Source organism: Pseudomonas sp. PDM27, from assembly GCF_019219205.1.
GTDB lineage: Bacteria > Pseudomonadota > Gammaproteobacteria > Pseudomonadales > Pseudomonadaceae > Aquipseudomonas > Aquipseudomonas laurylsulfatiphila.
Genome location: NZ_JAHUWF010000018.1, coordinates 116,979 through 142,985, shown reverse-complemented (window position 1 = coordinate 142,985; position 26,007 = coordinate 116,979). Strand labels below are relative to the sequence as shown.

The following is a 26,007-nucleotide window of genomic DNA, read 5'->3' as shown; positions in this document are numbered from 1 at the left end:
CTCTCGCCTTTTATGATTTTTCGAGATCAGAGGCGAACGCTTCAAATCCGGTAGAACTGCCGATACCACTGCACAAACGCTGCGACGCCGGTTTCCAGCGTCACCTGCGGGCTGAAGCCCACCCATTCGGCCAGTGCCGAGACATCGGCCCAGGTGCTGACCACATCACCGGCCTGCATCGGCAGGTAGTTGCGTCGGGCCTGCCGATCCAGGGCCGATTCCAGGCACTCGACGAAATCCAGCAACGCCACCGGCTTGCCACGCCCGATGTTGAACAGCCGGTTGACGCCAGCGCCAGAGCCTTGCGGCACCGGAGGCTTTGGCCGCAGTCGGGCGATGCCTTCGACAATGTCGTCGACATAGGTAAAGTCGCGCGCCATCTGGCCCTGGTTGTAGATGTCGATGGGCAGGCCTTTGAGGATGGCGTCGGTAAACTTGAACAGCGCCATGTCCGGGCGGCCCCACGGGCCGTAGACGGTGAAAAAGCGCAGGCCACTGGCTTTCAAGCCATACAGATGGCAGTAACTTTCGGCCAGCAGTTCATTGGCGCGCTTGCTCGCGGCGTACAGCGAAACGGGATGTTCGACAGGGTCCTCGACACTGAACGGCATCTTGCTGTTGGTGCCGTACACCGAGCTGCTTGAGGCGTAGATCAGGTGCTCGGGGCGATGGTGCCGACAGGCTTCCAGCACATTGAGGAAACCCACCAGGTTCGACTGGGCATAGACATCCGGGTTGTCCAGCGAGTACCGCACCCCGGCTTGCGCCGCCAGGTGCACCACCTCGGTAAAACCGTGGTCGCGGAACAGGTCCATCAGGGCCGGTTTGTCGACGATGTCCATTTTCCGGAAGCGAAAACCCGGCAACGTCTCCAGCACCTTGAGGCGTGCGTGCTTGAGCTCTACGTCGTAGTAATCATTGAGGTTGTCGATACCGACGACGTCCTGACCCTCGCGGCACAAGCGCTGGACCGTATGAAAACCGATGAAACCGGCGGCACCGGTGACCAGGACGGTCATGGCACGCACGCCGGCGACTGCGCCGCGATCGGCGCGAGGTTACTGATCCGGACCCTCGTCAACTTCATGTGTAGTCCCTGCTTATCGCGTCATTCACGCACGGTTGCGTCATGAAGCTTATAAAACAGACACATTTCAGTTTGGATAACGCCGCGCACGAGCTCTGCAAAAAACACTATTGGGCCGAAATCAGCGCGGCTACCTGGCCGATCCGTCGCGGGGTTTATAAAACCGGAACAGGCCGATATCCACGGTCCTGATGTATTCCCTGGCCCAATCCGGCTTGACCGTACGATCATGGAAATACAGGGCACCCTGGGTGCGATCCGGCAGCTCCTTGTTCAGGGCCTTGCGCGCAATTTCCTTGGCCATCGCGTAAGGCACTTCTTCCTGGACCGAATCGGATCTGCCGTCACACCACCAGGAGAACTGGCAACTCTTGGTCTCCGATCCCTGCTTGACCACTTTGCACACCGTGTCCGGAAAGCCCTCGTGCCCCAGGCGATTCATGACCACATTGGCCACCGCCTCCATGTCGGCAGAGTCCTTGCCCTTGGCTTCCCAGTAAATGGAGCGGGCCAGGCACGTGATCGCATCGTCCAGCGGCGCGGCACCCGCCGGGTCAACGGCCTGGACCTCGGACGGGGTAATGGCTTCGACCTCGGGTTCCGTCGCGGGCTTTTTGCTCTCGGCGGCCTTCTGTTCCAGCACCTCGGCCTTGTTCTCGGCCGACTCCTGTTTTTGTTCTTGATCCGTAGCCGATACCGGGCCGGCGAGCAGCGTGAGGGCAAGGCAGGTGGCGATCCAGTCGAGGCGCATGGTCGATGTCACTCGGTGAGCGATTCGATTCAGTGTAGTAGTGAAATGATTTCGCTTACCCCACTACACTCTGGATAAATCCGTTGTCTTAAATGGGCCAACTTCGCGCATCATGGGCGCCATCTGCTCAAGGGGGATTTTCATGGGATTCATCTCATCCGCAATGCGCTGGGCCGGTTTGTCACTGAGTCTGGTTTTTGCCGTCAATGCCATGGCGGCGGACGAAGCGCAATTGATCGAATCGATCAACGTCTACCGCAGCCAACTGCAACGCTGTGCCGGCCAGGTGTCCTCGGAGCTGCCGCCACTGTCGGCCGACCCGCGCCTGGTGCTCACCGCCCCGAGCATCGGTGATCTGCAGCAGGCCATGGCCACTGCCGGTTATCCGATGAAAAACGTGCAAGCCATCAGCCTGTCCGGACCTCGCGATGCAGCCGCGGCGATGAAGGCGATCCAGGAGAGTTTTTGCCAGATCGTCCTCGACCCGCAATTCGTCGATGTCGGCGTCTTCCGCCAGGACCGGCAATGGCGCATCGTGGTCGCTCGGCCATTGTTGAGCGCAAGCCTGGGCAACGCGCAGGCCGAAGGCCAGAAGCTGCTCACCGAACTCAACGCAGCACGCACCCGCCCACGCCAGTGCGGCACGCAATCCTTCGCCGCCGCGCCACCGCTGGTCTGGAACGCCACACTGGCCAGCGCCGCCGAAGGCAACTCGCGCTCCATGGCCAACAACAACTATTTCGACCACAAGGACCGCGACGGCCGCACCCCGGGCGACCGCGCGGAACTGGCCGGCTACGACTTCCAACAGATCGGCGAAAACATCGCCGCCGGGCAAGACACCGCACACAAAGTGGTCGAAGGCTGGCTGTCCAGCCCCGGCCACTGCGCCAACCTGATGAACCCGCAGTTCCGCGAACTGGGCGCGGCTTACGCGACCGATCCGAAGAGCGATGCGGGGATTTACTGGACGGCGATGTTTGGGGCGCAGTGAGTGCCATAGCCCCCGAAGCGATTGCATCGGGGGTTCTTTGTGGTCAATGAACAGATCGAGGAGCGGAGTAACTTTACGCTGACAAGATAGGTTGAAGTTGCCGCGGGTGATGGGCAGGAGGGGAAACAGGAAAATGGAGCGGTTAAAAAATGACAAATATCCCGACAGGTCTGATTGCCGGATTGATCCTGGCGCCGATGATACTGACTTGTTTCGCTGTCGCCTTCATCGCACACAAATACGTTGACGCAATCGAAGAACGTCTACCCAATTGCTCTTTTATAAAAACCACCAGAGACGCATTTTCAGCGGGCGGCCTGATCGGCAAGGTCATGCGCGGCGGCGTTATTGCCATGGTATTGATGATGCCCGCACTCAGCGCTCGAAGAGGCGTTGTTGATGCCAAAGAAGTGAAAAACCTTCCAAGGCACTACAAAAATCTTTTGATATTTCCGGTGATTATTTTGTTCGTTTTGTTTTGTTCCCTGATCGCACTCAGGGTTTCAGCCTACTTCATTGAGAGCCATTGAAAGGTACTAAAGAGTCAAGTCCGTATCGGAGAAAATCACACAGCCTGTCCAGCAAAAAACCCGAAGCCCTGTCATGGGGCTCCGGGATTCTTTTTCCACAGTGAACGTCAGTGACTACTCATCCCCGCCGCCTGCATCAACATCCGCAACGCCCCCGCCACCACCCCCAACGCAACCACACTGCCCAGCCAGATCAACACCAGCCACCCAAGGCGCTTGTACCAAGGTGCCGGTTTACGGGAATCAATGGTAGCCATCGCCAATCCTCACTTTGCCGCGGAACACGTAGTAGCTCCAGACTGTGTACATCAGGATGATCGGCAATATGAACAGCGCCCCGATCAGGATGAACAACTGGCTGGTCGGTGGTGACGCCGCGGCCCACAGGCTGATCGACGGCGGCACGATGTTCGGCCAGATACTGAACGCCAGACCGATGTAACCCAGGAACACCAGCATCAGGGTGAAGGCGAACGGCCAATGGGTGTGGCGTTGGCGCAGGGTCTTGAGCAAGCCGAACATCGCCAGCAAGGCCAGCACCGCCAGACCTCCGAACACCGCCAGGTGCGCATGGGCAAACCAGCGCGTGGCGATGTCCGGATGCAGGATCGGCGTCCACACACAGATCACACCGATCACCGCCAACAGCAGCCAGGCCAGGGGCCGGGTGAACAGGCGCATGCGCGATTCGAGCATGCCTTCGGTCTTGACCAGCAACCAGGTGCTGCCGAGCAGCGCATAGGCGACGATCAGGCCGACTCCGCAGAACAACGGAAAGGGTGCCAGCCAGTCCAGCGAGCCACCGGCGAACTGCCGGTCGACCACCGGGATACCGGCAATGTAAGTGCCGATCACCACACCCTGGGAGAAGGTCGCCAGCAGCGAGCCGCCGATGAACGCCATGTCCCAGACATGACGCTTTTCAGGGCTGGCCTTGAAGCGGAACTCGAACGCCACGCCACGGAAGATCAAGCCGCACAACATCAGGATCAACGGCAGGTACAGCGCCTCCAGTATCACCGAATAGGCCAGCGGGAACGCGCCGTACAGCGCCGCGCCACCCAGCACCAGCCAGGTCTCGTTGCCGTCCCAGACCGGTGCCACGGTGTTCATCATCACATCGCGCTCCTTCGCATCCGGGATCAGCGGAAACAGAATGCCCAACCCCAGGTCGAAGCCGTCCATGATCACGTACATCATCACGCCGAAAGCGATGATCACGCCCCAGATCAGCGATAAATCGATACCTTGAATACCCATGACTCAACTCCCTTCCTTCAATTGACGCGGGCGTCGGTTTCGAGGATTTCAGCGTCGGCAGACAACGGCCGGCGCGGTGTGATGACCTGATCGGAATGCCCCGCAGGCGCATGCTCGTGATGGGATTTTGGCCCCTTGGCCACCAATTTCATCATGTAGCCGATACCCACCGTGAAGACCGAGAAGTAGATCACCACGAACAGCGCCAACGAGAGACTCAACTGCGTGACGCTGTGATTGGACGCGGCATTCACGGTACGTTGCAGGCCATACACCACCCACGGTTGGCGCCCCACTTCCGTGGTGATCCAGCCGGCGAGCATGGCGATCAGGCCGCTGGGGCCCATCCACAGCATCAGGCGCAGGAACCAGCGGTTGCGGTAGATGGCACCGCTGCGACGCAGGACCAGGCCCAGCACACCGGCCAGCACCATCAACATGCCCAGCCCGGCCATGACGCGGAAGCTCCAGAAAATGATCGTCGCGTTGGGGCGATCCTCTTTCGGGAAGCTCTTGAGCGCCGGGATCTGCTTGTCGAGGCTGTGGGTCAGGATCAGGCTGCCCAGGTACGGAATCTCGATGGCGTACTTGGTTTTCTCGGCCTGCATGTCCGGGATGCCGAACAGCACCAGCGGCGTCGCTTCGCTACCGTTGTTTTCCCAGTGCCCTTCGATGGCCGCGATCTTCGCCGGTTGATGTTCCAGGGTGTTCAAGCCGTGGGCGTCACCCACTACGGCCTGGATCGGACAGACGATCAAGGCCATCCACAACGCCATCGACAGCATCTTGCGTACTTGTTTGGTGTCGTTGCCGCGCAGCAGGTGCCACGCCGCCGACGAGCCGACAAAGAACGCCGTGGCCACGAAGGCGGCAATCGCCATGTGCGCCAGGCGGTACGGGAACGACGGGTTGAACACGATGGCCAGCCAGTCCAACGGCATCACGCGACCGTCGACGATCTCGAAACCCTGGGGCGTCTGCATCCAACTGTTGGAGGCGAGAATCCAGAAGGTCGAAATCAGCGTGCCGATGGCCACCATCACCGTCGAGAAGAAGTGCAAGCCGCGCCCTACCCGGTTCCAGCCGAACAGCATGACCCCGAGGAAACCAGCCTCGAGGAAGAACGCCGTGAGCACTTCATAGGTCAGCAACGGCCCGGTGATGCTGCCGGCGAAGTCGGAGAAGCGGCTCCAGTTGGTGCCGAACTCGTAGGCCATGACCAGCCCCGAGACCACGCCCATGCCGAAGTTGACGGCGAAGATCTTCGACCAGAAATGGTAGAGATCGCGGTAGGTGTCGTTGTGGGTCTTCAGCCACAGCCCTTCGAGCACCGCCAGGAAACTGGCCAGCCCGATGGTGATGGCGGGAAAGATGATGTGGAACGAAACCGTGAACGCGAATTGCATCCGCGCCAGGTCCAGTGCCTCCAGGTTAAACATGTCGAAATCCTCATTGCGGATTTAAAACTGTGGGAGCGAGCTTGCTCGCGATGAGGCCAGCACCTTCAACATCGATGGCGCCTGGCACCCTGCAATCGCGAGCAAGCTCGCTCCCACAAAGTCTTGAGTGATCGGTACTACGCAGCGGAGGTCGAAATCAGGTTGCTGGCCCTGGCCTGCTCCAGCCGGATGGCGACGAACTTGGAAGTCGGGGTGAAGGTGCGGTCACCGTAACTTTCCAGCGGCACCAGCGGATTGGTCTCCGGGTAGTACGCCGCGGCCTGACCGGCCGGAATGTCGTAGGCGATCAGGGTGAAACCGCTGACCCGACGCTCGCGCTCGTCGTCCCACAGCGCCACCAGGTCGACCTTCTGCCCCGGTTCGAAACCCAGCCGGCGGATGTCCTGCTCGTTGGCGAACACCACGTCGCGCATGCCGTACACCCCGCGATAACGGTCATCCAGGCCATAGAGCGTGGTGTTGTACTGATCGTGGGAGCGCATGGTCTGCAGGATCAGGTGCGGCTTGACCGCCAGGTTGCGCACGCCCTCGCTGATCAGGTGCTCCGGCAGCACGCTCGGGGTGAACTGGGCCTTGCCGCTGGCGGTTTTCCAGATGCGCCTGGCCGCGTCGTTGGGCATGTGGAAGCCGCCCGGGTGCAGCAAGCGCCGGTTGAAATCTTCGAAGCCGGGAATGGTGTCGGCAATCATGTTGCGGATGCGGCCGTAGTCGCCGATGGCCCAGTTCCAGTCGATCGGATGTTTGCCCAGTGTCGCGGCCGCGATGCCGGCGATGATCGCCGGTTCCGACAGCAGGTGTTTGGACTTGGGTTTCAGTTGGCCGTGGGAGATGTGGATCATGCTGAAGGTGTCTTCCACGGTGACGCCCTGCGGCCCTTCGGCCTGGATGTCGATGTCGGTGCGGCCCAGGCATGGCAGGATCAGCGCTTCCCGGCCGGTGACCAGATGGCTGCGGTTGAGCTTGGTGGCGATGTGCACGGTGAGGTCGCACTTGCGCAACGCAGCGTGGGTACGCGGCGTGTCCGGGGTGGCCTGGGCAAAGTTGCCGCCCAGGGCGATAAACACTTTCGAGCGCCCCTGCTCCATCGCGCCGATCGCCATCACGGTGTTGTGGCCATGCTCACGCGGCGGCTTGAAGGAGAAGCGTTTTTCCAGGGCATCGAGCAACTCGGTGGGCGCCAGCTCGTTGATGCCCATGGTGCGGTCGCCCTGCACGTTACTGTGGCCGCGAACCGGCGACAGCCCCGCACCGGGACGGCCGACGTTGCCGCGCAGCAGCATCAGGTTGATGACTTCCTGCAGGGTCGGCACCGAGTGCGTGTGCTGGGTCAGGCCCATCGCCCAGCACATGATCACCCGTTTGGCCCGGGCGTACATGCGGGCGGCGAGCTCGATGTCAGCCAAAGACATACCCGACTGCTGCTCGATGTGCTCCCAACTGGTGGCGTCGACTTCGCCCAGGTAGGCCCCTATGCCCGAGGTGTGTTCGGCGATGAACGCATGGTCGAACACCGGCTCGCCGCCGCTGACCTGTGCTTCGCGCTCCCACTGCAGCAGGAACTTGACCATGCCGCGCATGACCGCCATGTCACCGCCCAGTGCCGGGCGGAAGTACGCGGTGTTGGTCGGTTCGGAGCCGTTCATGAGCATTTCGATCGGGTGCTGCGGATGCTGGAAGCGCTCCAGTCCGCGCTCCTTGAGCGGGTTGATGCAGATCACCTGTGCCCCGCGCTTGACCGCTTCACGCAGCGGTTCGAGCATCCGCGGGTGGTTGGTGCCGGGGTTCTGGCCGATGACGAAGATCGCGTCGGCATGTTCCAGGTCGTCGAACACCACGGTGCCTTTGCCCACGCCGAGGCTTTCGATCATGCTCACCGCGCTGGCTTCGTGGCACATGTTCGAGCAGTCCGGAAAGTTGTTGGTGCCGTAGGCCCGGACGAACAGCTGGTACAAATAAGCCGCCTCGTTGCTGGCCCGGCCCGAGGTGTAGAACTCGGCCTGGTCCGGCGATTCCAGCGCGTTGAGGTGCCGGGCGATCGTCGCGAAGGCCTCGTCCCAGGTGGTTTCCACGTAACGGTCGGTGACCGCGTCATAGCGCATCGGGTGGGTCAGGCGGCCCTGATACTCCAGCCAGTAATCGCTCTGCTCGGCCAGCGCCGAGATGCTGTATTTGTTGAAAAAGGCCGGGTCGACCAGACGGCCCGTGGCTTCCCAGTTAACCGCCTTGGCGCCGTTTTCGCAGAACTTGACCATGCCGTTTTCCGGCGACTCGCCCCAGGCGCAACCGGGGCAGTCGAAGCCGCCGTTCTGGTTGGTCTTGAGCATGGCGCGAATGTTCTTCAGCGCGTTTTCACTGCCCAGCCAGTTCTTGGTGACAGCAATCAGTGCACCCCAACCGGCGGCGGCACCTTTGTAGGGTTTGTAGCGGTCGACTTGAGACATGGTACTTCTCCGTGACCTGATTCAGGCCATTGATCGTTTGACGGAGAAAAGCATATGAACAGGGGTAAATTATTGTCTAATCGCTATTTACGACCACATTATCGAAACGCTCTATCACGGCTTTTTATCCTTGTTTATCAATTACTTGAAATCACTTAGAGCCCTTTAAGCCAGAAAACAAAGTTCATCATCGACCCGCTCGATCACCCGGTTGTTAATAGTGATTGGACGCCCGTTAAAGTTGCTCTTAGCCTGCGCTCAACAGATCCGTTTACAGCGCAATACCTGTAGGAGCGAGCCTGCTCGCGATGGACTCAAGAGCACCGCGTTCAGTCAGCCAGCACGCGTAATCGTTAACGACCATCGCGAGCAGGCTCGCTCCTACACCTGTTCTCAACAGATCCGTTATCAGCGCAATACCTGTAGGAGCGAGCTTGCTCGCGATGGACTCAAGAGCACCGCGTTCAGCCAGTAAGCACGCGTCATCGTTAACGACCATCGCGAGCAGGGCTCAACAGGTCCGTTATCTGCGCAATACCTGTGGGAGCGAGCTTGCTCGCGATGGACTCAAGAGCACCGCGTTCAGCCAGTAAGCACGCGTCATCGTTAACGACCATCGCGAGCAAGGCTCGCTCCTACAAAGGCAAAACCCGATTAACGGAATGTCCATTCAACGCATGCAGTACCAAGCGAGGGTGTCATGTCTGAACGAGTCTTGATCGATGGCTTCTCCCGGCGCGTGGACTATCTGCGCATGTCGGTCACCGACCGCTGCGATTTCCGTTGCGTGTATTGCATGGCCGAGGACATGCAGTTTCTGCCGCGCCAACGGGTACTGACCCTGGAAGAGATCTATCAAACGGCGCAAAGCTTCGTCGCACTGGGCACCCGCAAGATCCGCCTGACCGGGGGCGAGCCGCTGATTCGTCCGGGCGTGGTGCAGTTGTGCGAGAAGATCGCTGCCCTGCCCGGCCTGCGGGAACTGTGCATGACCACCAACGGTTCGCAACTGGCCAGACTGGCCGGGCCGTTGTTCGAGGCCGGGGTCAAGCGCCTCAACATCAGCCTCGACTGCCTGGACCCGCAACGCTTTCGCGAACTGACCCGCACCGGTGACCTGGCGCAGGTCATCAAGGGCATCGACGCGGCCAACCAGGTGGGCTTTCGCAACACCAAGCTCAACTGCGTGGTGATGAAGGGCCGCAACGACCATGAGATCAATGATCTGGTGAGCTTCGCCATCGACCGCAACCTCGACATCTCCTTCATCGAGGAAATGCCGTTGGGCACCATCGACGAGCACAGCCGCGCCGAATCGTTTTTCGCTAGCGCCCAGGTCCGCGAACGCATCGCCGAACGCTACACTTTGATTGATTCCGCCGAGTCGACCCAGGGTCCGTCGCGCTACTGGCGCCTGGCCGAAGCGCCGCAGATTCGCCTGGGGTTCATCTCGCCCCACAGCCACAACTTCTGCGGCACCTGCAACCGGGTGCGGCTGACGGTGGAGGGACGCCTGCTGCTGTGCCTGGGCAATGAGCACTCGGTGGATCTCAAGGCTGTCTTGCGCAGCCACCCCGGACAGCCCGAGCGCCTGGAAAAAGCCATTATCGAGGCGATGAAACTCAAGCCTTATCGACACAACTTCGAAGTGAACGACGATGTCCAGGTCATTCGCTTCATGAACATGACGGGCGGCTGAAACCCATGATCGTGAGACCCAAACCCAACCTGATCGGCGTGCTGACGTCCCTAAAGGGTTCGATTGCCAAGCGCATTGCCTGGCGCAGCCTGATGGTGACGTTGCTCGCCTCGGCCATCGTGCTCATCGAAACCTTGCATCCCAGCTACTTTTCCAAGGTCAGCGCAACGCCCTTCACGCTGCTGGGTTTGTCGTTGTCGATCTTCATGAGCTTTCGCAACAACGCCTGTTATGACCGCTGGTATGAAGCGCGCAAGGCGTGGGGCGAGGTGATAGTCGAAGTCCGCTCGATGATTCGTGAAACCCTGGTGCTCAAGGACACGGATGAGCGGCATACGATCCTCAGCAACCTGTGCGGCTTCGCCCATGCCCTCAACGCGCGGCTGCGCCGGGAAAACGAACTGGCCGCCAGTGGAGACTGGCTGCACCCGATGCCCAAGGGCGACACCACGGACATCAGCGGGCAGATCCTGATGCAGGTCGGTCAGCAGTGCTCGACACTCAACGAGTCCGGAGCGATCAACGACTGGCGCTACACGCTCATGGCCAACCACCTGGCCGGCCTGACCCACGCCCAGGCGGTCTGTGAACGGATCAAGCACACCCCGCTGCCGTTTCCCTACACCCTGTTGCTGCACCGCACCATCTACCTGTTCTGCATCCTCCTGCCGTTTGCCATGGCCGAACCCCTGGGCTGGCTGACACCGATTTTCACCGCGATTGTCAGCTACACCTTTTTTGGCCTGGATGCGATTGCCGACGAACTGGAAGACCCCTTCGGCCGAGATGAAAACGACCTGCCCACCGACGCCATCGTGCGCAACATCGAGCGCGATGTGCTGGCGGCACTGGGCGTGACGGAGTTGCCGCCGCAACTGGAGCCGGTGGATTTTGTGTTGAACTGACACTAAAGAAACACACAGAACCTGTGGGAGCGAGCTTGCTCGCGATAGCGGTGGGTCAGGCAACATCTCTGTTGAATGTGCCGGCCCCTTCGCGGGCAAGCCCGCTCCCACAGGGATTGTGGCCGGCCGTGGGATTAGCGTTCACTGAAGATCAAAATTGTGGGAGCGGGCTTGCTCGCGAAGGCGGTCTGTCTGCCAACATCTCTGTTGAATGTACCGGTCTCTTCGCGAGCAGGCTCGCTCCCACAAGGGGCAGTGTCAGAACAGTTCGCTGAAGGGTATGAACCGCGCTGTGTCGCCCGCTTGCAGCGTAATGCCCTCAAGCACTTCCACCAGCCCGTCCGCCCAGGCTGCGCCCAGCAACACGCCTGAGCTCTGGTTCGGATACAACACCGCTCGACCGTCTTCAAGTTTCGCCCGCAGGTACTCGCGGCGGCTCCCGGGTTTGGGCCAGGCAAAGCCGACACTGACCGGGAAGCTCAACGGCTCGACCTCTTCCACGCCCTGAATCCGCAACAGATAAGCCCGGGCCAACAGGCCGAAAGTGACCAATGCCGATGTCGGATTACCCGGCAGGCCAATCACCGGCACGCGGCCGAAGTGGCCCACGGTCAATGGCTTGCCGGGTTTGATCGAGAGTTTCCACAGCAGCGGCTTGCCGCACTCGCGCAGCACCTGGCCGAGGCAGTCGGCGTCACCGGCGGACACACCGCCCGTGCTGAGCATCAGGTCTGCCCTGTGTTGCAGCTGTTCGAGCTTGAGCCGCGTCTGGCGTGGCTCATCGGGAAGAATGCCGGCATCGATGACCTCGCAACCCAATGCACTCAGCCAATGGCTCAACAATGTACGGTTGCTGTTGTAGATGCTGCCGGGCTTGAGGGGATTGCCCGGTTCGACCAGTTCATCGCCGGTGGACAGCAACGCCACCCGAGGTCGGCGCACCACCTGCACATGGGTGCAGCCCTGCGCCGCCGCGACCGCCAATTCGAACGGGCCAAGACGCTTGCCGGCGCGCAACAGCACATCGCCGACGCGGTTTTCCTGGCCTTGCGGGCGGATGTTGCTGCCGGCGCTCAGGGGCTGCTGGAAGCGAATACGTCCGTCATCCAGTACCTGCGTGTTCTCCTGCATCTCCACGCAGTCGGCACCCGGCGGAACCGGTGCGCCGGTGAAGATGCGCGCGCAGGTTCCCGGCGCCAGGGCTTCGGGGGCCTGACCGGCAAACACCTGCTGCGACACGGCCAGCGGTTCCCCGTCCCAACCCTCGACATTCAGGGCATAGCCGTCCATGGCGCTGTTCGGCCACGGCGGCAGATCGAGGGTCGCCAGCAGGTCATTGGCCAATACCCGTTGCCGCGCGGCATTGAGCGGCACGGCTTCGCTGTCTTCAATCCACTGCGCCTCGGCCATTGTCAGCAAACGGTCGATGGCGTCCTCTACCGGCATCAAGGGTGAAGCGCTCATCCGCGAGTCCCGCAGGCTTGCACAGGCTTGAGGTGCGGCACGAAATTGCACGGCCGGTGGCGCGCGTCGAGCTGCTCGGCAAGGATGCCTTCCCACGCGGTGCGGCAGGCGCCCGTGGAACCCGGCAGGCAGCAGACCAGCGTGCCATTGGCCAGCCCGGCCAGCGCCCGGCTCTGCACCGTGGAGGTGCCGATGTCGAGGATCGAAATCGCCCGGAACAGCTCACCGAAGCCATCGATCTGTTTATCCAGCAAGCAGGCCACTGCCTCGGGGGTGCTGTCGCGGCCGGTGAACCCGGTGCCGCCCGTGATCAGCACCACCTGGATGCCGTCGTCGGCGATCCAGTTCGCCACCTGGGCGCGGATCTTGTACAGGTCATCCTTGAGCAGGTTGCGCTCGCTGAGGGTGTGACCGGCTTCCAGCAAACGGCTGACGAGTAATTGGCCGGAAGTGTCATTGGCATATTCACGGGTATCGCTGACGGTCAGCACGGCAATATTCAAGGGTATAAACAAGGCATCCGGTTTGACGCTCATGGGGTTCTCCGGCAGGCATGAATTAGATAGCTAAATTAATATGACTCCCGGAGACTAATTCTATAAATCAAGCCGTGTCTAATCACTCTAACCAACCAGACTATCGAGGCGCTCTATCAATATAAAACGGCCAGAAAAAACATCAGTGATAGAGCCCGTCGATAACCCCTTAAACAACAGTGATTGGACGCACGCCAAAGACAGTGAGATCGTCCGCACCTCACGTTTTCCGCCTCGCCTTGTGTCTTGCACACCCGGGTCAATACTTAACCCTTCACTCCCCCGCCAGCAGGTGCCGTCATGGACATCAAACAACTCAAGTTCCTGATCGCCCTGGAGCAAACCCGCCACTTCGGCCAGGCGGCCGCGCGCTGCCACATCACCCAGCCCACCCTGTCGATGCGCCTGCGCAACCTGGAGGATGAGCTGGACCTGGTGCTGGTCACCCGGGGTCAGCGCTTCGAAGGTTTTACCGAGGCCGGCGAGCGTGTACTGGCCTGGGCCCGGACCCTGCTGGCCGCCCACGACGGGCTGTTCGCCGAGGCCGCCGCGTGCCGGGGCCAGCTCGTGGGTAACCTGCGCCTGGGGCTGGTGCCGCTCAGCAGCTTCAACCCGGTCACCTACATCCAGGGCCTGTCCCGCAGCTTTCCGGAGCTCAAGTACAGCCTGTCGTCCCTGAGTTCCGACCAGATCATCGAGGGCCTGGGCAACAATCAGCTGGACCTGGGCGTGTGCTACCTCGACCACGTCAACCCGAACTATTTCGAGTTTTTCGAGATCGGCGAGACCCGCGTAGGCCTGCTGTACGACACCCGCCACTTCCATTTCGACGGCACGCAAATGAGCTGGGAGGACGCCGCCGAACTGCCCCTGGGGATGCTCAGCAACGGCATGCACTACCGCAAATCCATCGACCTGAGCTTTCGCAGCCGCGGACTGGACCCGCAGCCGATCCTGGAAAGCGATTCGACCTACCAGTTGCTGCAGGCGATCCACGAAGGTTTCTGCTGCGCGATCATGCCGCTGGACAGTGGCCTGGAAGAGCCCATCGAACACCTGTCGTTCATCGAATTGCCCGATGCCAGCGTGCTCGCACCCCTGGGCCTGGTGATGCGCAAGACCGAGCCACGTTCGGCGATTGCCGAGAAGTGTTTCGCCGAAGCACGAACCCTGTTCAGCCGGACCGACTGATCAAGTTTCGGCTTTACATAAAACCGCACCGGGCATGTTTGCCCGGCGTGATAGACATCACCAATCGGCGCATCGGAACAAGCGATTGGACGCTGTGAAAAGTTACCCGTAGCCTGAACTTAATTCAGCGCTTCGAGGTTATTTTCATGTTGTGCAAAGTTGAACAAGCCGATGATCGAAGCGACACTAACGCACCCGCCCCCAAACCCTTGAGTGTGAACTTTCACGAATACGACAACGCCGCATCAGTCTGTCAGGCGGCGCTGGCCGCAGAGATCGCATTGGCAATCACCTACAACGGTTTGAGCCAGGCCGTGATGATGGTGTCGCCGGGCAACCTCGAAGACTTCATCCGTGGGTTCAGCGTCAGCAACGACATCGTTGCGCACCAGAGCGAAATCTACGACCTGCGCCTGACCCACTTCGACCAAGCCGTTCAAGCCGAGGTGCAGATCTCCAGCCGCGCGTTCTGGGCGCTGAAGAACCATCGTCGGCAAATGGCGGGTACCAGTGGCTGCGGACTGTGCGGCGTGGAAGCGCTGGAGCAGGCCCTGCCGAAACTGGAGATTCTCGAGCCGGTTGCCCTGCCGCCCGCCGAGCATTTCATCGACATCCGCCACCGCATCGAACAGGCCCAGCAAATGGCCCGCAGCAGCGGCGCCCTGCACGCAGCATTGTACTTCGACAGCAACGGCAACGCGCTGATCTGCCGCGAAGACATTGGCCGCCACAACGCGCTGGACAAGCTGATCGGCGCCCTGCGACACGCCGGCATCGACAGCCGCAGCGGCTTCACCGTGGTCACCAGCCGTTGCAGCCTTGAGCTGATCCACAAGGCCGTCAGGGCCCGGCTCGGCACGCTGGTCAGCCTGTCGGCGCCCACCGCCCTGACCGTGCAATGGGCGCTCAAGCATCGCCTCAACCTGATTCACGTCCCCCACCGCAACGCGCCACGCATTTACAGCCCGGCATGATGCCTTCACCTGATCACCGCGCCGGCCCGCGCAGGAACCTCCCATGACAGACATTTCACATGCATCGCCCAACGGCCTGACCCACCTCGACAATCAGGGTCGCGCCAACATGGTCGATGTCAGCGAAAAACCTCCGACGCAACGTGAAGCACGGGCCCAGGCCTGGGTGCGGATGCGCCCGGAAACCCTGAAGCTGATTCAAAGCGACGGCCACCCCAAGGGCGACGTCTTTGCCGTGGCGCGGATCGCCGGCATCATGGCGGCGAAAAAAACCCATGAGCTGATCCCGCTGTGCCACACCCTGCTGCTCAGTTCGATCCATATCGAACTCAAGGCCTGCACACCGGACAGCGTGAAAATCCTCGGCACCTGCCGCGTCGAGGGCCAGACCGGGGTCGAGCTCGAAGCCCTGACCGCTGTCAGTGTGGCGGCCCTGACCCTCTATGACATGTGCAAGGCCGTGGACCGGGGCATGGTCATCGATGACATCCGCCTGCTCAGTAAACAGGGAGGCCGCTCCGGTCATTTCAAGTTCGAGGACGCACAATGATCCTGATCAATTACTTCGCCCGTTACCGCGAGCAGCTCAACCTGGGCGGTGAAAAACTGCCCCTGACCGACAGCCTCAGAACCATCGAAGACGTGCGCCGCTTGCTGATGGCTCGCGGCGATTTATGGAGCCAGGTGCTCGGTGAACACAACCTGATGTGCGCACTGAACCAGGAGCTGTGCCATCCGGACCGGGTGATCGAGGACTTCGACGAGATCGCCTTTTTTCCACCGGTCACCGGGGGCTGAGACATGACGGTTCGGGTCCAGCGTGAAGTGTTCGACGTCACTCAGTTGATCGACAGCCTGCAGGCCAACGATCCGGGCGTGGGTGCCGTGGTCAACTTCGTCGGCTATGTGCGCGACATCAATCAGGGTGAGGCGGTCGCCGGTTTGTTTCTGGAGCACTACCCGGGCATGACCGAACGCTCGCTGCAGAAGGTCATCGACAACGCCAGGGCCCGATGGCCACTGCGGGCCGTACAGATCGTGCATCGGATCGGCCCGTTGTCGATCAGCGAGCCGATCGTGTTTGTCGGCGTCAGCAGCCCGCATCGCCAGGCCGCTTTCGAGGCCTGTGCGTTCATCATGGACTACCTGAAAACCGACGCGCCGTTCTGGAAACGCGAAGACGTGGCCGGCGGCGCACGCTGGGTCGATGCCCGGGACAGCGACCGATCCGCTGTCGAGCGCTGGGCAGGGGCGCCACAAGAGGCGGCTATGCAACGCGATCCGGCATAGCTACAGTCACGGGCTCAACGTTTCCCTGCACAAGGAACCCGCGCTTGAGCCCCACGCCCTCCCCGATCACGCAACAAGCTGTGCCCCAGCCCCGGACCATCAGCCTGCGCGAAGCCTTCCTGTTCTGGCTCAAGCTTGGCTTCATCAGTTTCGGCGGGCCGGCCGGGCAGATTTCGATCATGCATCAGGAACTGGTCGAACGCCGGCGCTGGATCTCCGAGCGACGCTTTCTGCACGCCCTCAACTACTGCATGTTGCTGCCCGGGCCCGAGGCTCAGCAGTTGGCGACCTACATCGGCTGGCTGATGCACCGGACCTGGGGCGGCGTGATCGCTGGCGTGCTGTTTGTGCTGCCGTCGTTGTTCGTCCTGATTGCCCTGTCCTGGGTGTACATCGCCTTTGGCGAGGTGCCCGTGGTCGCCGGACTGTTTTACGGAATCAAGCCGGCGGTCACGGCCATCGTGGTGCAGGCGGCTCACCGAATCGGCTCGCGGGCGCTGAAGAATGCCTGGCTATGGGGCATCGCCGCCGGGTCCTTCGTGGCCATCTTCGTGATCAACTTGCCGTTTCCGTTGATTGTGCTCGGCGCGGCGGTCATCGGTTACTTCGGCGGACGCCTGGCACCGGAAAAATTCAGGACCGGAGGCCACAGCGCGGCGAAACACTCCTACGGCCCGGCGGTGATCGACGACGACACCCCGTCCCCTGAACACGCCCGCTTCAGTGGATTGAAACTGGCGCGTCTGGCGGTGATCGGTGCGATCTTGTGGACACTGCCGATGGCCATGCTCACCGCCCTGTTCGGCTGGGAAGGCACGCTGACCCAGATGGCCTGGTTCTTCACCAAGGCGGCGCTGCTGACCTTTGGTGGTGCCTATGCGGTACTGCCGTATGTGTACCAGGGCGCGGTCGGTCACTACGGATGGCTGACGCCGACGCAGATGATCGACGGCCTGGCGCTCGGTGAAACCACTCCAGGTCCGCTGATCATGGTCGTCGCCTTCGTCGGCTTCATCGGCGCCTATGTGCATCAGGTCTTCGGCCCGGATCAAGCCTTTGTCGCCGGTGCCGTGGCCGCCACGCTGGTGACCTGGTTCACCTTCCTGCCTTCGTTCCTGTTCATCCTCGCCGGCGGGCCGCTGGTGGAATCGACGCATAACGAACTCACCTTCACCGCGCCGCTGACGGCCATTACGGCCGCCGTGGTGGGCGTGATTCTCAATCTGGCGTGCTTCTTTGCCTATCACGTGCTGTGGCCTAAAGGCTTCGAAGGGCAACTGGACTGGCCTTCGCTGCTGATCGCCATCGTGGCGGGCATTGCCTTGCTGCGGTTCAAGCGCGGAGTGATCGAGGTGTTGATCGGCTGCGGGCTGATCGGGCTGGTGGTGCACCTGATGTTCTGAATCAAACATTTACACGCGCGCCAATCCTCCCTAGTATCCAGCCATCCCCGGATGGCTTGCCCTGCTCGCCACCGACGATTTCCGCCGCCGGAAACCTGCGCCATGCGTACTTTGCCGTCACTGCTGAACATTTCGATCCAGGCCACCTCGCTGCTGGCCGCGGACGGCATTGCATGAAGCGCATCGTCAACCTGCCCATGGCCCTGCGCCGTTCCAAGTTGCGTCACTCCGCACGTCCGCCGGATAGCGCCCTGCTCGCCTGATTGGCGAGCGCCCTCCTTTCGCTATCCCAGCTCAGCGCTTGCAGTCCCTGTGGGAGCGAGCCTGCTCGCGAATGCGGAGTGTCATTCGACATATACGGTGAATGACACTTCGCATTCGCGAGCAGGCTCGCTCCCACAGGTTGCGCACTTTGACTGACTGGCATTGAGTTTCTTTCAATTTCGCGTGGACACCGACATGACTCAACGTTGCAACTCCTACTACACCGCCACCCTCAACCAGGACACCGATTACCCGACGCTGCAAGGCCGGCACAAGGTTGACGTGGTGATCATCGGCGGCGGCTTCACCGGCGTGGCCACCGCCGTCGAGCTGGCGGAAAAAGGCCTGAAGGTCGCCATCGTCGAAAGCCACAAGATCGGCTGGGGCGCCACCGGGCGCAACGGCGGCCAGGTCACCGGCAGCTTGTCGGGCGACGAGGCCATGCGCAAACAGATGCGCCGCTCCATCGGCGATGAAGTCGACGATTTCATCTGGAACCTGCGCTGGCGCGGACACCAGATCATCCGGCAGCGCGTGGAAAAATACGGCATCGCCTGCGACCTCAAGCACGGCCACCTGCACGCCGCGTACAAACCCGTGCACATGGACGGCTTGCGCAAGGATTACGACGAGGCAGTGCGTCGTGGCATGGACGACGAGGTCAGCCTGCTCGACCGCAGCCAGGTGCGCGACCTGCTGCAAAGCGACCTCTACCACGGCGCGATCAAGAACACCCGCAACATGCACCTGCACCCGCTCAACCTGTGCATTGGCGAGGCCCGCGCGGCCGAAAGCCTGGGCGCGTTGATCTTCGAGAACAGCGAAGTGCTGGAGATCATCCATGGCGATGGCCTTCACAAGAGCCCTGGCGTACGCACCGCCCACGGGCACATCGACGCCAACCAGGTGCTGCTGGCCGGCGACGTCTACCACAAGCTGGAACCGGGCAAGCTCAAGGGCAAGATTTTCCCGGCCATGGGCGGCATCGTCACCACCGCGCCGCTGGGCGATCTGGCCAGGCAGATCAACCCCGAAGACCTGGCGGTCTACGACTGCCGCTTCGTGCTCGATTACTACCGCCTCACCGCTGACGGTCGCCTGCTGTTTGGTGGCGGCGCCAACTACAGCGGCAAGGATTCACGGGACATCGCCGCCGAGCTGCGTCCGTGCATCGAGCAGACCTTCCCGGCGCTCAAAGGCGTGGCCATCGATTACCAGTGGAGCTGCGCGATGGGCATCGTGATCAACCGCATCCCGCAACTGGGCAAGCTGTCGGACAACGTCTGGTACTGCCAGGGCTACTCCGGCCACGGCATCGCCACCACCCACATCATGGGTGAAATCATGGGCCGCGCGATCACAGGCCAAATGGAGCAGTTCGACACCTTTGCCGCCTGCCAGCACATCCGCGTGCCCATGGGCGACCTGCTGGGCAACCCGATGCTGGCTGCCGGGATGTGGTACTACCAGATGCTTGAGCGTTTGCGCTGAGCCCCTTGCATTGATGTTGTTTGTGTTGGCCCCTTCGCGAGCAGGCTCGCTCCCACAAGGATTTGCACAGCACCTGTGGGAGCGAGCCTGCTCGCGAAGAGGCCGGCACATTCAACACACATCTACCAGCAAAAAATGCTCAAGCCTGCTCCACCTCAATCCCCAACGCCCGATAATCCTCGACATTGCCAGACGCCACATGCCGCTCGGTGATCAGCGTGTGCACACGGTTGCAAGGCGCGACGACAAAGGGCTCCACCGCGCCGAGTTTGTCCGCCGTGGTAACGGCAATCACATGGGACGCACAATCGAGCATCGCCTGCTTCACCGGCACTTCATCAAAATGCAGTGAGCTCAAGCCCACCTGCGGGTGAATCGCGCAGACCCCGGTGAACAGCAGATCGGCCTTGATGCCTGCCAGCAGCCGCAGGGTTTCGTGGCCGCTGGCCGACATCGTCGCCGGGTTGAGCTGGCCGCCGGCCAGGATCACCTTGATGCCTTTGTATTCGGACAGGGTAATGGCCGTCATCGGCGACGCCGTGATCGCGGTGATGGCGATCTCCGACGGCAGCGAACGCGCGATCTGCAAGGTGGTGGTGCCCGAATCGAACACCACGATCTGACCGTCCTGCACCCGTTGCGCAGCCAGTCGCGCCAGATGGGTTTTCACCTCATCGGTTTCGCTGATCCGGGTGAAATAGTCCTTGCCCGTGTCTTTGGGCCGCGGCAACGCCCCGCCGTGCACCCGCTGTACCAGGCCGGCACTGGCCAGTTCCGCCAGATCGCGGCGGATGGTGTCTTCGGACACCGCGAAATGCTGGCTCAACTCCGAGGCCATGACCTTGCCGTCACGCTCGAGGATCAACAGGATTTTTTGCCGGCGCACTGACGGCAGTTCGGCAGCTAAATGGTTGTCTTGCATGTTTTTGCCCGTTTATGCGTGTAACTGCGTGTTGCACGAGAGTATCCGCAACCCTCGGCAAAAACAACGAACCGGCCCGGTATCATTTTTTTCGATCTTTCAAATCATTACAGCGAATTTTTTATTTTCCCCTGAGCTGTTCAAGATAGCGCCGTCGCTCATGTCCTGGATGGAAACCTCATGAATATCAATTTTGCCTTTGCTTGCATGATCGTGGTCTCGTTCACCATTGCGCTGGTGCACGCCTGACCGACAGGTCGTGAAGCGTCAAGATGTGCAAGGTCGCGGTAAAAGCCTGACAGACCAGGAAAATGCTCTATAACCAGTGGTGACACGATTTCCGATGATGGGGAACTGGAAGGCTCCCTCGGAAGTTGATCTCTTAAAAAGTTGCGGACAATTGAGTGCCCGCCTGGAGACGCCACGATGAAACCCCTGAAAATAGCCGCCAGCGACGGCGCCGCCGCAAGCTTCAAGAACGCTCGGGAAGTGGTAGCGCTCAGCCAGACCGATTTCACCAACGTCGCCGTGGCGGTGGTGTCTGTGAATGACGTCATGGCCGGCGCCCTGGGTGCCATTCAGCGCACCGGTTTCGACATTCCGATTTTCCTGGTGGCCTCGCCGGATTCAGCCAACCGTCCCCGGGAAGTCTATAAGCACCTGACGGACGTGCTGCTGCAGGTGAACGGCATTTTCGATCTCACCCGCGCCAACGCCGAGTACCATGGCAACCAACTGGAAACAGCGGCCCGAGCCTATGAAGACAGCCTGCTGCCGCCATTCTTCGACTCACTGAAGAAGTACACCGAGGCCGCCAACGCGACCTTTGCCTGCCCCGGTCACCAGGGCGGCCAGTTCTTTCGCAAGCACCCGGCCGGCCGGCAGTTTTTCGACTTCTTCGGCGAGACGCTGTTTCGCGCCGACATGTGCAACGCCGACGTCAAGCTCGGTGACCTGCTGATCCACGAAGGCCCGGCGCTGCTGGCGCAGAAACACGCCGCGCAAGTGTTCAACGCCGACAAGACCTACTTCGTGCTCAACGGCACCTCGGCGTCGAACAAGGTGGTGACCAACGCGCTGCTGACCCCGGGCGACCTGGTGCTGTTCGACCGCAACAACCACAAGTCCAACCACCAGGGCGCGCTGCTGCAGGCCGGGGCTACGCCGGTGTATCTGGAAACCGCGCGCAACCCCTACGGCTTCATCGGCGGCATCGATGCCCACTGTTTCGAAGAAGACTACCTGCGCGAACTGATTGCCGAAGTCGCCCCGGACAAGGCCCAGCTGCCACGGCCATTCCGCCTGGCGATCATTCAGTTGGGCACCTATGACGGCACCGTGTACAACGCCCGGCAAGTGGTCGACCGCATCGGCAAGCTGTGTGACTACATCCTGTTCGACTCGGCGTGGGTCGGCTACGAGCAGTTCATCCCGATGATGAAAGACTGCTCGCCGCTGTTGCTCGACCTGAACGAGAACGACCCGGGCATCTTCGTCACCCAATCGGTGCACAAACAGCAGGCCGGTTTTTCCCAGGCCTCCCAGGTGCACAAGAAAGACCGGCACATCAAGGGCCAGGCCCGCTATTGCAACCACCACCGGCTCAACAACGCCTTCATGGCCCAGGCCTCGACCAGCCCGTTCTACCCGCTGTTCGCCTCGCTGGATGTCAACGCACGCATCCACTCCGGCCGCAGCGGCCTGCGCCTGTGGGAAGACTGCGTGAAGTTCGGCATCGAGGCGCGCAAGCTGATTCTCGAAGCCTGCACCATGGTCCGCCCGTTCGTGCCGGACACCATCGAAGGGCGCGCCTGGGAAGACTACCCAACGGAAGACATCGCCAACGACATCCGCTTCTTCGAGTTCCATCCCAAGGACCGCTGGCACGCCTTCGGTGGCTACGCCGAGAAACAGTACTTCATCGACCCGTGCAAATTGCTGTTCACCACGCCGGGCATCGACCCGGTGGACGGCAGCTACACGGACTTCGGCATTCACGCGGGCATCCTCGCCAACTTCCTGCGCGAGAACGGCATCGTCCCGGAAAAATGCGACCTCAACTCGATCCTGTTCCTGCTCACCCCGGCCGAAGACTGGGCGAAGATGACCCACCTGGCCGCCCAGATCGCCCGCTTCGAACGCTTCATCAGCGACGATGCGCCGATGAGCCGGGTGCTGCCGGCCATCTACGCGCAGCATCAGGAGCGCTACCACAACTACAGCATTCGCCAGCTCTGCCAGGAAATGCACGACCTGTATCGCCACCACAACGTGCAGCAACTGCAGAAGGACATGTTCCGCAAGGAACACTTCCCGAAAAAGGCCATGAACCCGCAGCAAGCGCAAATCGAGTACATCCGCGGCAACGTCGAACTGGTGGCGCTGGCCGATGCCGACGGGCGTATCGCCGCTGAAGGTGCGCTGCCCTATCCACCGGGTGTGCTCTGCGTGGTGCCGGGTGAAATCTGGGGAGGCGCGGTGTTGAAGTACTTCCTGGCGCTGGAGGAAGGCATCAACCGCTTGCCCGGCTTCACGCCGGAGTTGCAAGGGGTGTACCTGAAGCAGGAAGGCGGTCGTACCCGGGCGTATGGGTATGTGATCAAGGCTTGATGGCATGCGGCAGGAGCTGGCGGTAGGCCGGCTCCTGCTCAATGCTTCGATCAGAATTTTTCCGCAATGTACTTGAACGGATAGTTCGGATCCCGATAGTTGCCAGGACTTTGGCGCTTGGGCAGTTTCACTTTCGCCCGCGGTACTTCCTCATAAGGGATGCTGCTCAGCACATCGCTGATGATGTTCAGTCGCGCCCGCCGCTTGTCATTGGAGTTGGCGACCCGCCAGGGGGCGAACTCGGTGTCGGTGGCCTCGAACATGTCGTCCCGGGCACGGGAGTAGTCGTACCAGCGGTTATAGGACTTGAGGTCCATCGGTGACAGCTTCCAGATCTTGCGCCCGTCGGTGATGCGCGCCTTGAGGCGTCGGGTCTGCTCCTCCGGGCTCACTTCAAGCCAGTACTTGATCAGGATGATTCCCGATTCAACCAGTGCATGCTCGACGCGCGGCGCCACGGTGAGAAATGAGCGTACCTGCTCTTCGCTGCAAAACCCCATGACCCGCTCGACACCGGCGCGGTTGTACCAACTGCGATCGAAGATCACCACTTCACCGGCCGCCGGCATGTGCGGCAGATAGCGTTGCACATACATCTGGCTTTTTTCCCGATCGGTCGGTGCTGGCAACGCGATCACCCGGAACACCCGCGGACTGACCCGTTCGGTCAGTGCCTTGATGGTCCCGCCCTTGCCGGCGCCATCACGGCCCTCAAAGACGATGCAGACCTTGGCGCCCGAGTGCTGTACCCACTCCTGCAGCTTGACCATCTCGACATGCAGCCGTGCCAGCTCCTCGAGATACACCTTGTTCTTGAGCTTGCCGCTTTCAATCGGCTTGCTCTTCGTTGCCGTCTTCTTCTTTGCCATGCCCGTTACCTCCTCAAATGCGTCACACAGCGTCCGGGATACACCCGGCCGCGCTCATTCAGCGTCGACTGCGCTGGTAATGTTCAACCGCCTGTTCCAGGTTCAGGAACATGCGGGCCTCGCCCAACGTATGGCCCAGGGGTGCCTTGATGACCATGTCCCATACGCTCGGGCTCATACCCACCAGCCACAGTGAAATGCCCTTCTCGCTCATGCGCTGCTCGGCGCTGGTGAGCATTTTCAGGGCCGTGTATTCCAGGTCGAACACACTACGCAGGTCCAGGACCACGACCCTGGGGGTCGCCGCATCGATCAGCGGCCGGATTTTCTCGGCGATGCGCTCGGCATTGGCGAAGAACACCCGCCCCTCGGGCCTGAGCAACAGCAGCCCGTCAAACTGTTCGTCATCTGCGTTGCCGGTGGCCTGCGGGCGATAGACGTTGGTGCCGGGCTTGCGTGCAAGGACATGCACGGGCGGGTCCGAGAGCTGATAGGCCAGGGCCAGCAACGAGACGATGATCGCCACGACGATCCCTTGCAGCGTGCCCAGCAGCATCACGCCGATCATGGCCACCACGGCCCAGGCGAATTCGGTACGGCGAACCGACAGGATCTCGCGAAACTCCGCCGGCTCGATCAAGCCCACCGAATACACGATCACCACGGCGGCGAGCGTGGCATTGGGCATCAGGCCAATGAGCGGTGCCAGCAGCAGGCAAGTGCCCAATGCCAGTGCAGCGGTAATCAGTGCGGCCAGTTGCGAGCGGGCGCCGGCCAGGCGGTTGACCGCCGTTTGAGTGGTCCCGCCACCCGCGACCATGGCCCCGAGAAACGCACCGCCTATGTTGGCAACGCCAGTGGCCAGCAGCTCCCGATTCGGTTGTGGCGCAGGCTCGTCACTGCGGGCGAACGCACGTCCCGCGGCGATGGTTTCGGTGAAACTCATCAGCGCGATACCCATCGCCGAAGGCCACAGGGTTTCGGCCAGCGACCATAGCGGCAAGGTCGGCGCCGGCAACCCGATCGGCACCACGCCGACGGCGGACACACCAAAACTCTCCAGGCCAAGCAGGCTCATGCCGAGGATGCCCAGCGCCACCGCAATCAAGGGAGCGGGCAGTCGCGGGGTAAAGCGCTTCATGCCGACCAGCAGCAGTATCATGAACACCCCGACTGCCGCGGTCGGCAGCGAGGCATGAGGGATGCTCTGAACCGTAGCCACCAGGTTGTGCAGGAAGCCACCTTTGTCGATATGGGTGCCCAGCAGCTTGGGTAGCTGGTCGAGCACGATGACCACGCCAATGCCGGCCTTGAACCCCACCAGCACCGGTTCGGAAATGAAATTGGCGACGAAACCCAGGCGCAGCAACCCCGCGACGATCAGGATCGCACCCACCATCAAAGCCAGCGTGGCGGAGCCGGCCAGCAGGGTCGCCGCATCGCCATCGGGGCTGATCTGGCCCAGTGCGGAACCGGCGAGAATGGCCAGGGTAGTCGTGGTGCTGACACTGAGCGGACGCGACGTGCCGAGCACGGCATAGATCACCATCGGCACCAGCACCGTGTACAGCCCGACCTGCACCGGCAGGCCGGCAATCGTGGCGTACGCCAGCGCCTTGGGAATGACCACGGCCGCTGCCGTCAGCCCGGCGACCACATCGCCCCGCAGCCAGTCCGGCCGATAGCTGCCGAGCCACTCCGGGATCAACAGGCTGCGCAAGGTACCCCGCTGGGGAATGCCGGGGTTGCCCACTTGCGGATCGCTGCCTTGTTGATTCATCAGTCACTCCAGTCGCAAATCGTCCGTGCGGATGATGAGTGGGCTCAACTGACCGCACAATCCGTTAACTGCACGCGTAACCACTG

The 26,007-nt window shown here is 61.4% G+C and carries 23 protein-coding genes; 12 read left to right on the top strand and 11 right to left on the bottom strand.

Annotation, left to right across the window (positions count from 1 at the left end):
* Positions 1 to 41: 41 nt before the first annotated feature.
* Positions 42 to 1,019, bottom strand: a complete 978-nt coding sequence (locus tag KW838_RS28155; protein ID WP_102701256.1) for an NAD-dependent epimerase — start codon at positions 1,017 to 1,019, stop codon at positions 42 to 44.
* Positions 1,020 to 1,217: 198 nt separating this feature from the next.
* Positions 1,218 to 1,838, bottom strand: a complete 621-nt coding sequence (locus tag KW838_RS28150) for a cell wall hydrolase (protein ID WP_218504248.1) — start codon at positions 1,836 to 1,838, stop codon at positions 1,218 to 1,220.
* Positions 1,839 to 1,980: 142 nt separating this feature from the next.
* On the opposite strand from KW838_RS28150, the gene KW838_RS28145 reads away from it, so the two are divergent.
* Positions 1,981 to 2,832 (top strand): CAP domain-containing protein, encoded by an 852-nt coding sequence (locus KW838_RS28145; protein WP_218504247.1) that lies wholly within the window; start codon positions 1,981 to 1,983, stop codon positions 2,830 to 2,832.
* A gap of 149 nt (positions 2,833 to 2,981) precedes the next feature.
* Positions 2,982 to 3,362, top strand: a complete 381-nt coding sequence (locus tag KW838_RS28140) for a hypothetical protein (protein ID WP_218504246.1) — start codon at positions 2,982 to 2,984, stop codon at positions 3,360 to 3,362.
* Between the two features lie 107 nt (positions 3,363 to 3,469).
* Here the strand turns inward: KW838_RS28140 and KW838_RS28135 are convergent, their stop codons facing one another.
* The 4 genes from KW838_RS28135 to KW838_RS28120 form a co-directional block, all read right to left on the bottom strand.
* Positions 3,470 to 3,619, bottom strand: coding sequence for a DUF2474 domain-containing protein (locus tag KW838_RS28135; RefSeq protein WP_218504245.1), 150 nt, complete (start codon positions 3,617 to 3,619; stop codon positions 3,470 to 3,472).
* The gene (cydB, locus tag KW838_RS28130; protein WP_218480637.1) at positions 3,606 to 4,622 is read right to left on the bottom strand and encodes a cytochrome d ubiquinol oxidase subunit II; all 1,017 of its coding nucleotides are present in this window, start codon (positions 4,620 to 4,622) and stop codon (positions 3,606 to 3,608) included. Before cydB ends, KW838_RS28135 begins: the two co-directional genes overlap by 14 nt.
* Positions 4,623 to 4,639: 17 nt before the next feature.
* The gene (locus KW838_RS28125) at positions 4,640 to 6,061 is read right to left on the bottom strand and encodes a cytochrome ubiquinol oxidase subunit I (protein ID WP_218504244.1); all 1,422 of its coding nucleotides are present in this window, start codon (positions 6,059 to 6,061) and stop codon (positions 4,640 to 4,642) included.
* 137 nt (positions 6,062 to 6,198) lie between these two features.
* Positions 6,199 to 8,523, bottom strand: coding sequence for an FdhF/YdeP family oxidoreductase (locus KW838_RS28120; RefSeq protein WP_218504243.1), 2,325 nt, complete (start codon positions 8,521 to 8,523; stop codon positions 6,199 to 6,201).
* Positions 8,524 to 9,223: 700 nt separating this feature from the next.
* Here KW838_RS28120 and moaA point away from each other — a divergent pair.
* Together moaA and KW838_RS28110 are read left to right on the top strand one after the other, a co-directional pair.
* Positions 9,224 to 10,222, top strand: a complete 999-nt coding sequence (gene moaA, locus KW838_RS28115) for a GTP 3',8-cyclase MoaA (protein ID WP_218504242.1) — start codon at positions 9,224 to 9,226, stop codon at positions 10,220 to 10,222.
* Between the two features lie 5 nt (positions 10,223 to 10,227).
* A complete protein-coding gene (locus KW838_RS28110) occupies positions 10,228 to 11,127 on the top strand; it encodes a bestrophin family protein (protein WP_218504241.1) in 900 nt (299 codons plus the stop codon).
* Positions 11,128 to 11,385: 258 nt separating this feature from the next.
* Here the strand turns inward: KW838_RS28110 and glp are convergent, their stop codons facing one another.
* Positions 11,386 to 12,591, bottom strand: coding sequence for a gephyrin-like molybdotransferase Glp (gene glp / locus KW838_RS28105; protein ID WP_218504240.1), 1,206 nt, complete (start codon positions 12,589 to 12,591; stop codon positions 11,386 to 11,388).
* The gene (gene moaB, locus KW838_RS28100) at positions 12,588 to 13,127 is read right to left on the bottom strand and encodes a molybdenum cofactor biosynthesis protein B (RefSeq protein ID WP_007976036.1); all 540 of its coding nucleotides are present in this window, start codon (positions 13,125 to 13,127) and stop codon (positions 12,588 to 12,590) included. Before moaB ends, glp begins: the two co-directional genes overlap by 4 nt.
* Positions 13,128 to 13,427: 300 nt before the next feature.
* On the opposite strand from moaB, the gene KW838_RS28095 reads away from it, so the two are divergent.
* The 7 genes from KW838_RS28095 to KW838_RS28065 all read left to right on the top strand — a co-directional run bounded on the left by KW838_RS28095 (position 13,428) and on the right by KW838_RS28065 (position 19,740).
* A complete protein-coding gene (locus tag KW838_RS28095; protein ID WP_095967281.1) occupies positions 13,428 to 14,318 on the top strand; it encodes a LysR family transcriptional regulator in 891 nt (296 codons plus the stop codon).
* 146 nt (positions 14,319 to 14,464) lie between these two features.
* Positions 14,465 to 15,292 carry a formate dehydrogenase accessory sulfurtransferase FdhD gene (fdhD, locus tag KW838_RS28090; RefSeq protein ID WP_218504239.1) on the top strand — a complete coding sequence of 276 codons (828 nt, stop codon included), beginning with the start codon at positions 14,465 to 14,467 and terminating at the stop codon, positions 15,290 to 15,292.
* Between the two features lie 43 nt (positions 15,293 to 15,335).
* The gene (gene moaC / locus KW838_RS28085; protein WP_218504238.1) at positions 15,336 to 15,842 is read left to right on the top strand and encodes a cyclic pyranopterin monophosphate synthase MoaC; all 507 of its coding nucleotides are present in this window, start codon (positions 15,336 to 15,338) and stop codon (positions 15,840 to 15,842) included.
* Positions 15,839 to 16,090, top strand: a complete 252-nt coding sequence (gene moaD, locus KW838_RS28080; RefSeq protein ID WP_218504237.1) for a molybdopterin converting factor subunit 1 — start codon at positions 15,839 to 15,841, stop codon at positions 16,088 to 16,090. The genes moaC and moaD overlap by 4 nt, the downstream gene beginning before the upstream one ends.
* Before the next feature lie 3 nt (positions 16,091 to 16,093).
* Positions 16,094 to 16,582 carry a molybdopterin synthase catalytic subunit MoaE gene (moaE, locus tag KW838_RS28075; RefSeq protein ID WP_218504236.1) on the top strand — a complete coding sequence of 163 codons (489 nt, stop codon included), beginning with the start codon at positions 16,094 to 16,096 and terminating at the stop codon, positions 16,580 to 16,582.
* 44 nt (positions 16,583 to 16,626) lie between these two features.
* Positions 16,627 to 17,985 (top strand): chromate efflux transporter, encoded by a 1,359-nt coding sequence (gene chrA, locus KW838_RS28070; RefSeq protein WP_218504235.1) that lies wholly within the window; start codon positions 16,627 to 16,629, stop codon positions 17,983 to 17,985.
* A 459-nt stretch (positions 17,986 to 18,444) separates the two neighbouring features.
* On the top strand, positions 18,445 to 19,740 hold the full coding sequence (locus tag KW838_RS28065; protein ID WP_218504234.1) for an FAD-binding oxidoreductase: 1,296 nt from the start codon (positions 18,445 to 18,447) through the stop codon (positions 19,738 to 19,740).
* Positions 19,741 to 19,879: 139 nt separating this feature from the next.
* Here KW838_RS28065 and KW838_RS28060 read toward each other — a convergent pair whose 3' ends face one another.
* Positions 19,880 to 20,662: a DeoR/GlpR family DNA-binding transcription regulator gene (locus tag KW838_RS28060; RefSeq protein WP_218504233.1), complete on the bottom strand. Its 783-nt coding sequence runs from the start codon at positions 20,660 to 20,662 to the stop codon at positions 19,880 to 19,882.
* A gap of 426 nt (positions 20,663 to 21,088) precedes the next feature.
* Here KW838_RS28060 and speF point away from each other — a divergent pair, with 426 nt between their 5' ends.
* Positions 21,089 to 23,272: an ornithine decarboxylase SpeF gene (gene speF / locus KW838_RS28055; RefSeq protein ID WP_218504232.1), complete on the top strand. Its 2,184-nt coding sequence runs from the start codon at positions 21,089 to 21,091 to the stop codon at positions 23,270 to 23,272.
* 50 nt (positions 23,273 to 23,322) lie between these two features.
* On the opposite strand, the gene ppk2 is transcribed toward speF, so the two are convergent.
* Positions 23,323 to 24,141 (bottom strand): polyphosphate kinase 2, encoded by an 819-nt coding sequence (gene ppk2 / locus KW838_RS28050; protein WP_102701238.1) that lies wholly within the window; start codon positions 24,139 to 24,141, stop codon positions 23,323 to 23,325.
* A 58-nt stretch (positions 24,142 to 24,199) separates the two neighbouring features.
* Positions 24,200 to 25,921: a SulP family inorganic anion transporter gene (locus tag KW838_RS28045; RefSeq protein WP_218504231.1), complete on the bottom strand. Its 1,722-nt coding sequence runs from the start codon at positions 25,919 to 25,921 to the stop codon at positions 24,200 to 24,202.
* Positions 25,922 to 26,007 lie beyond the last annotated feature (86 nt).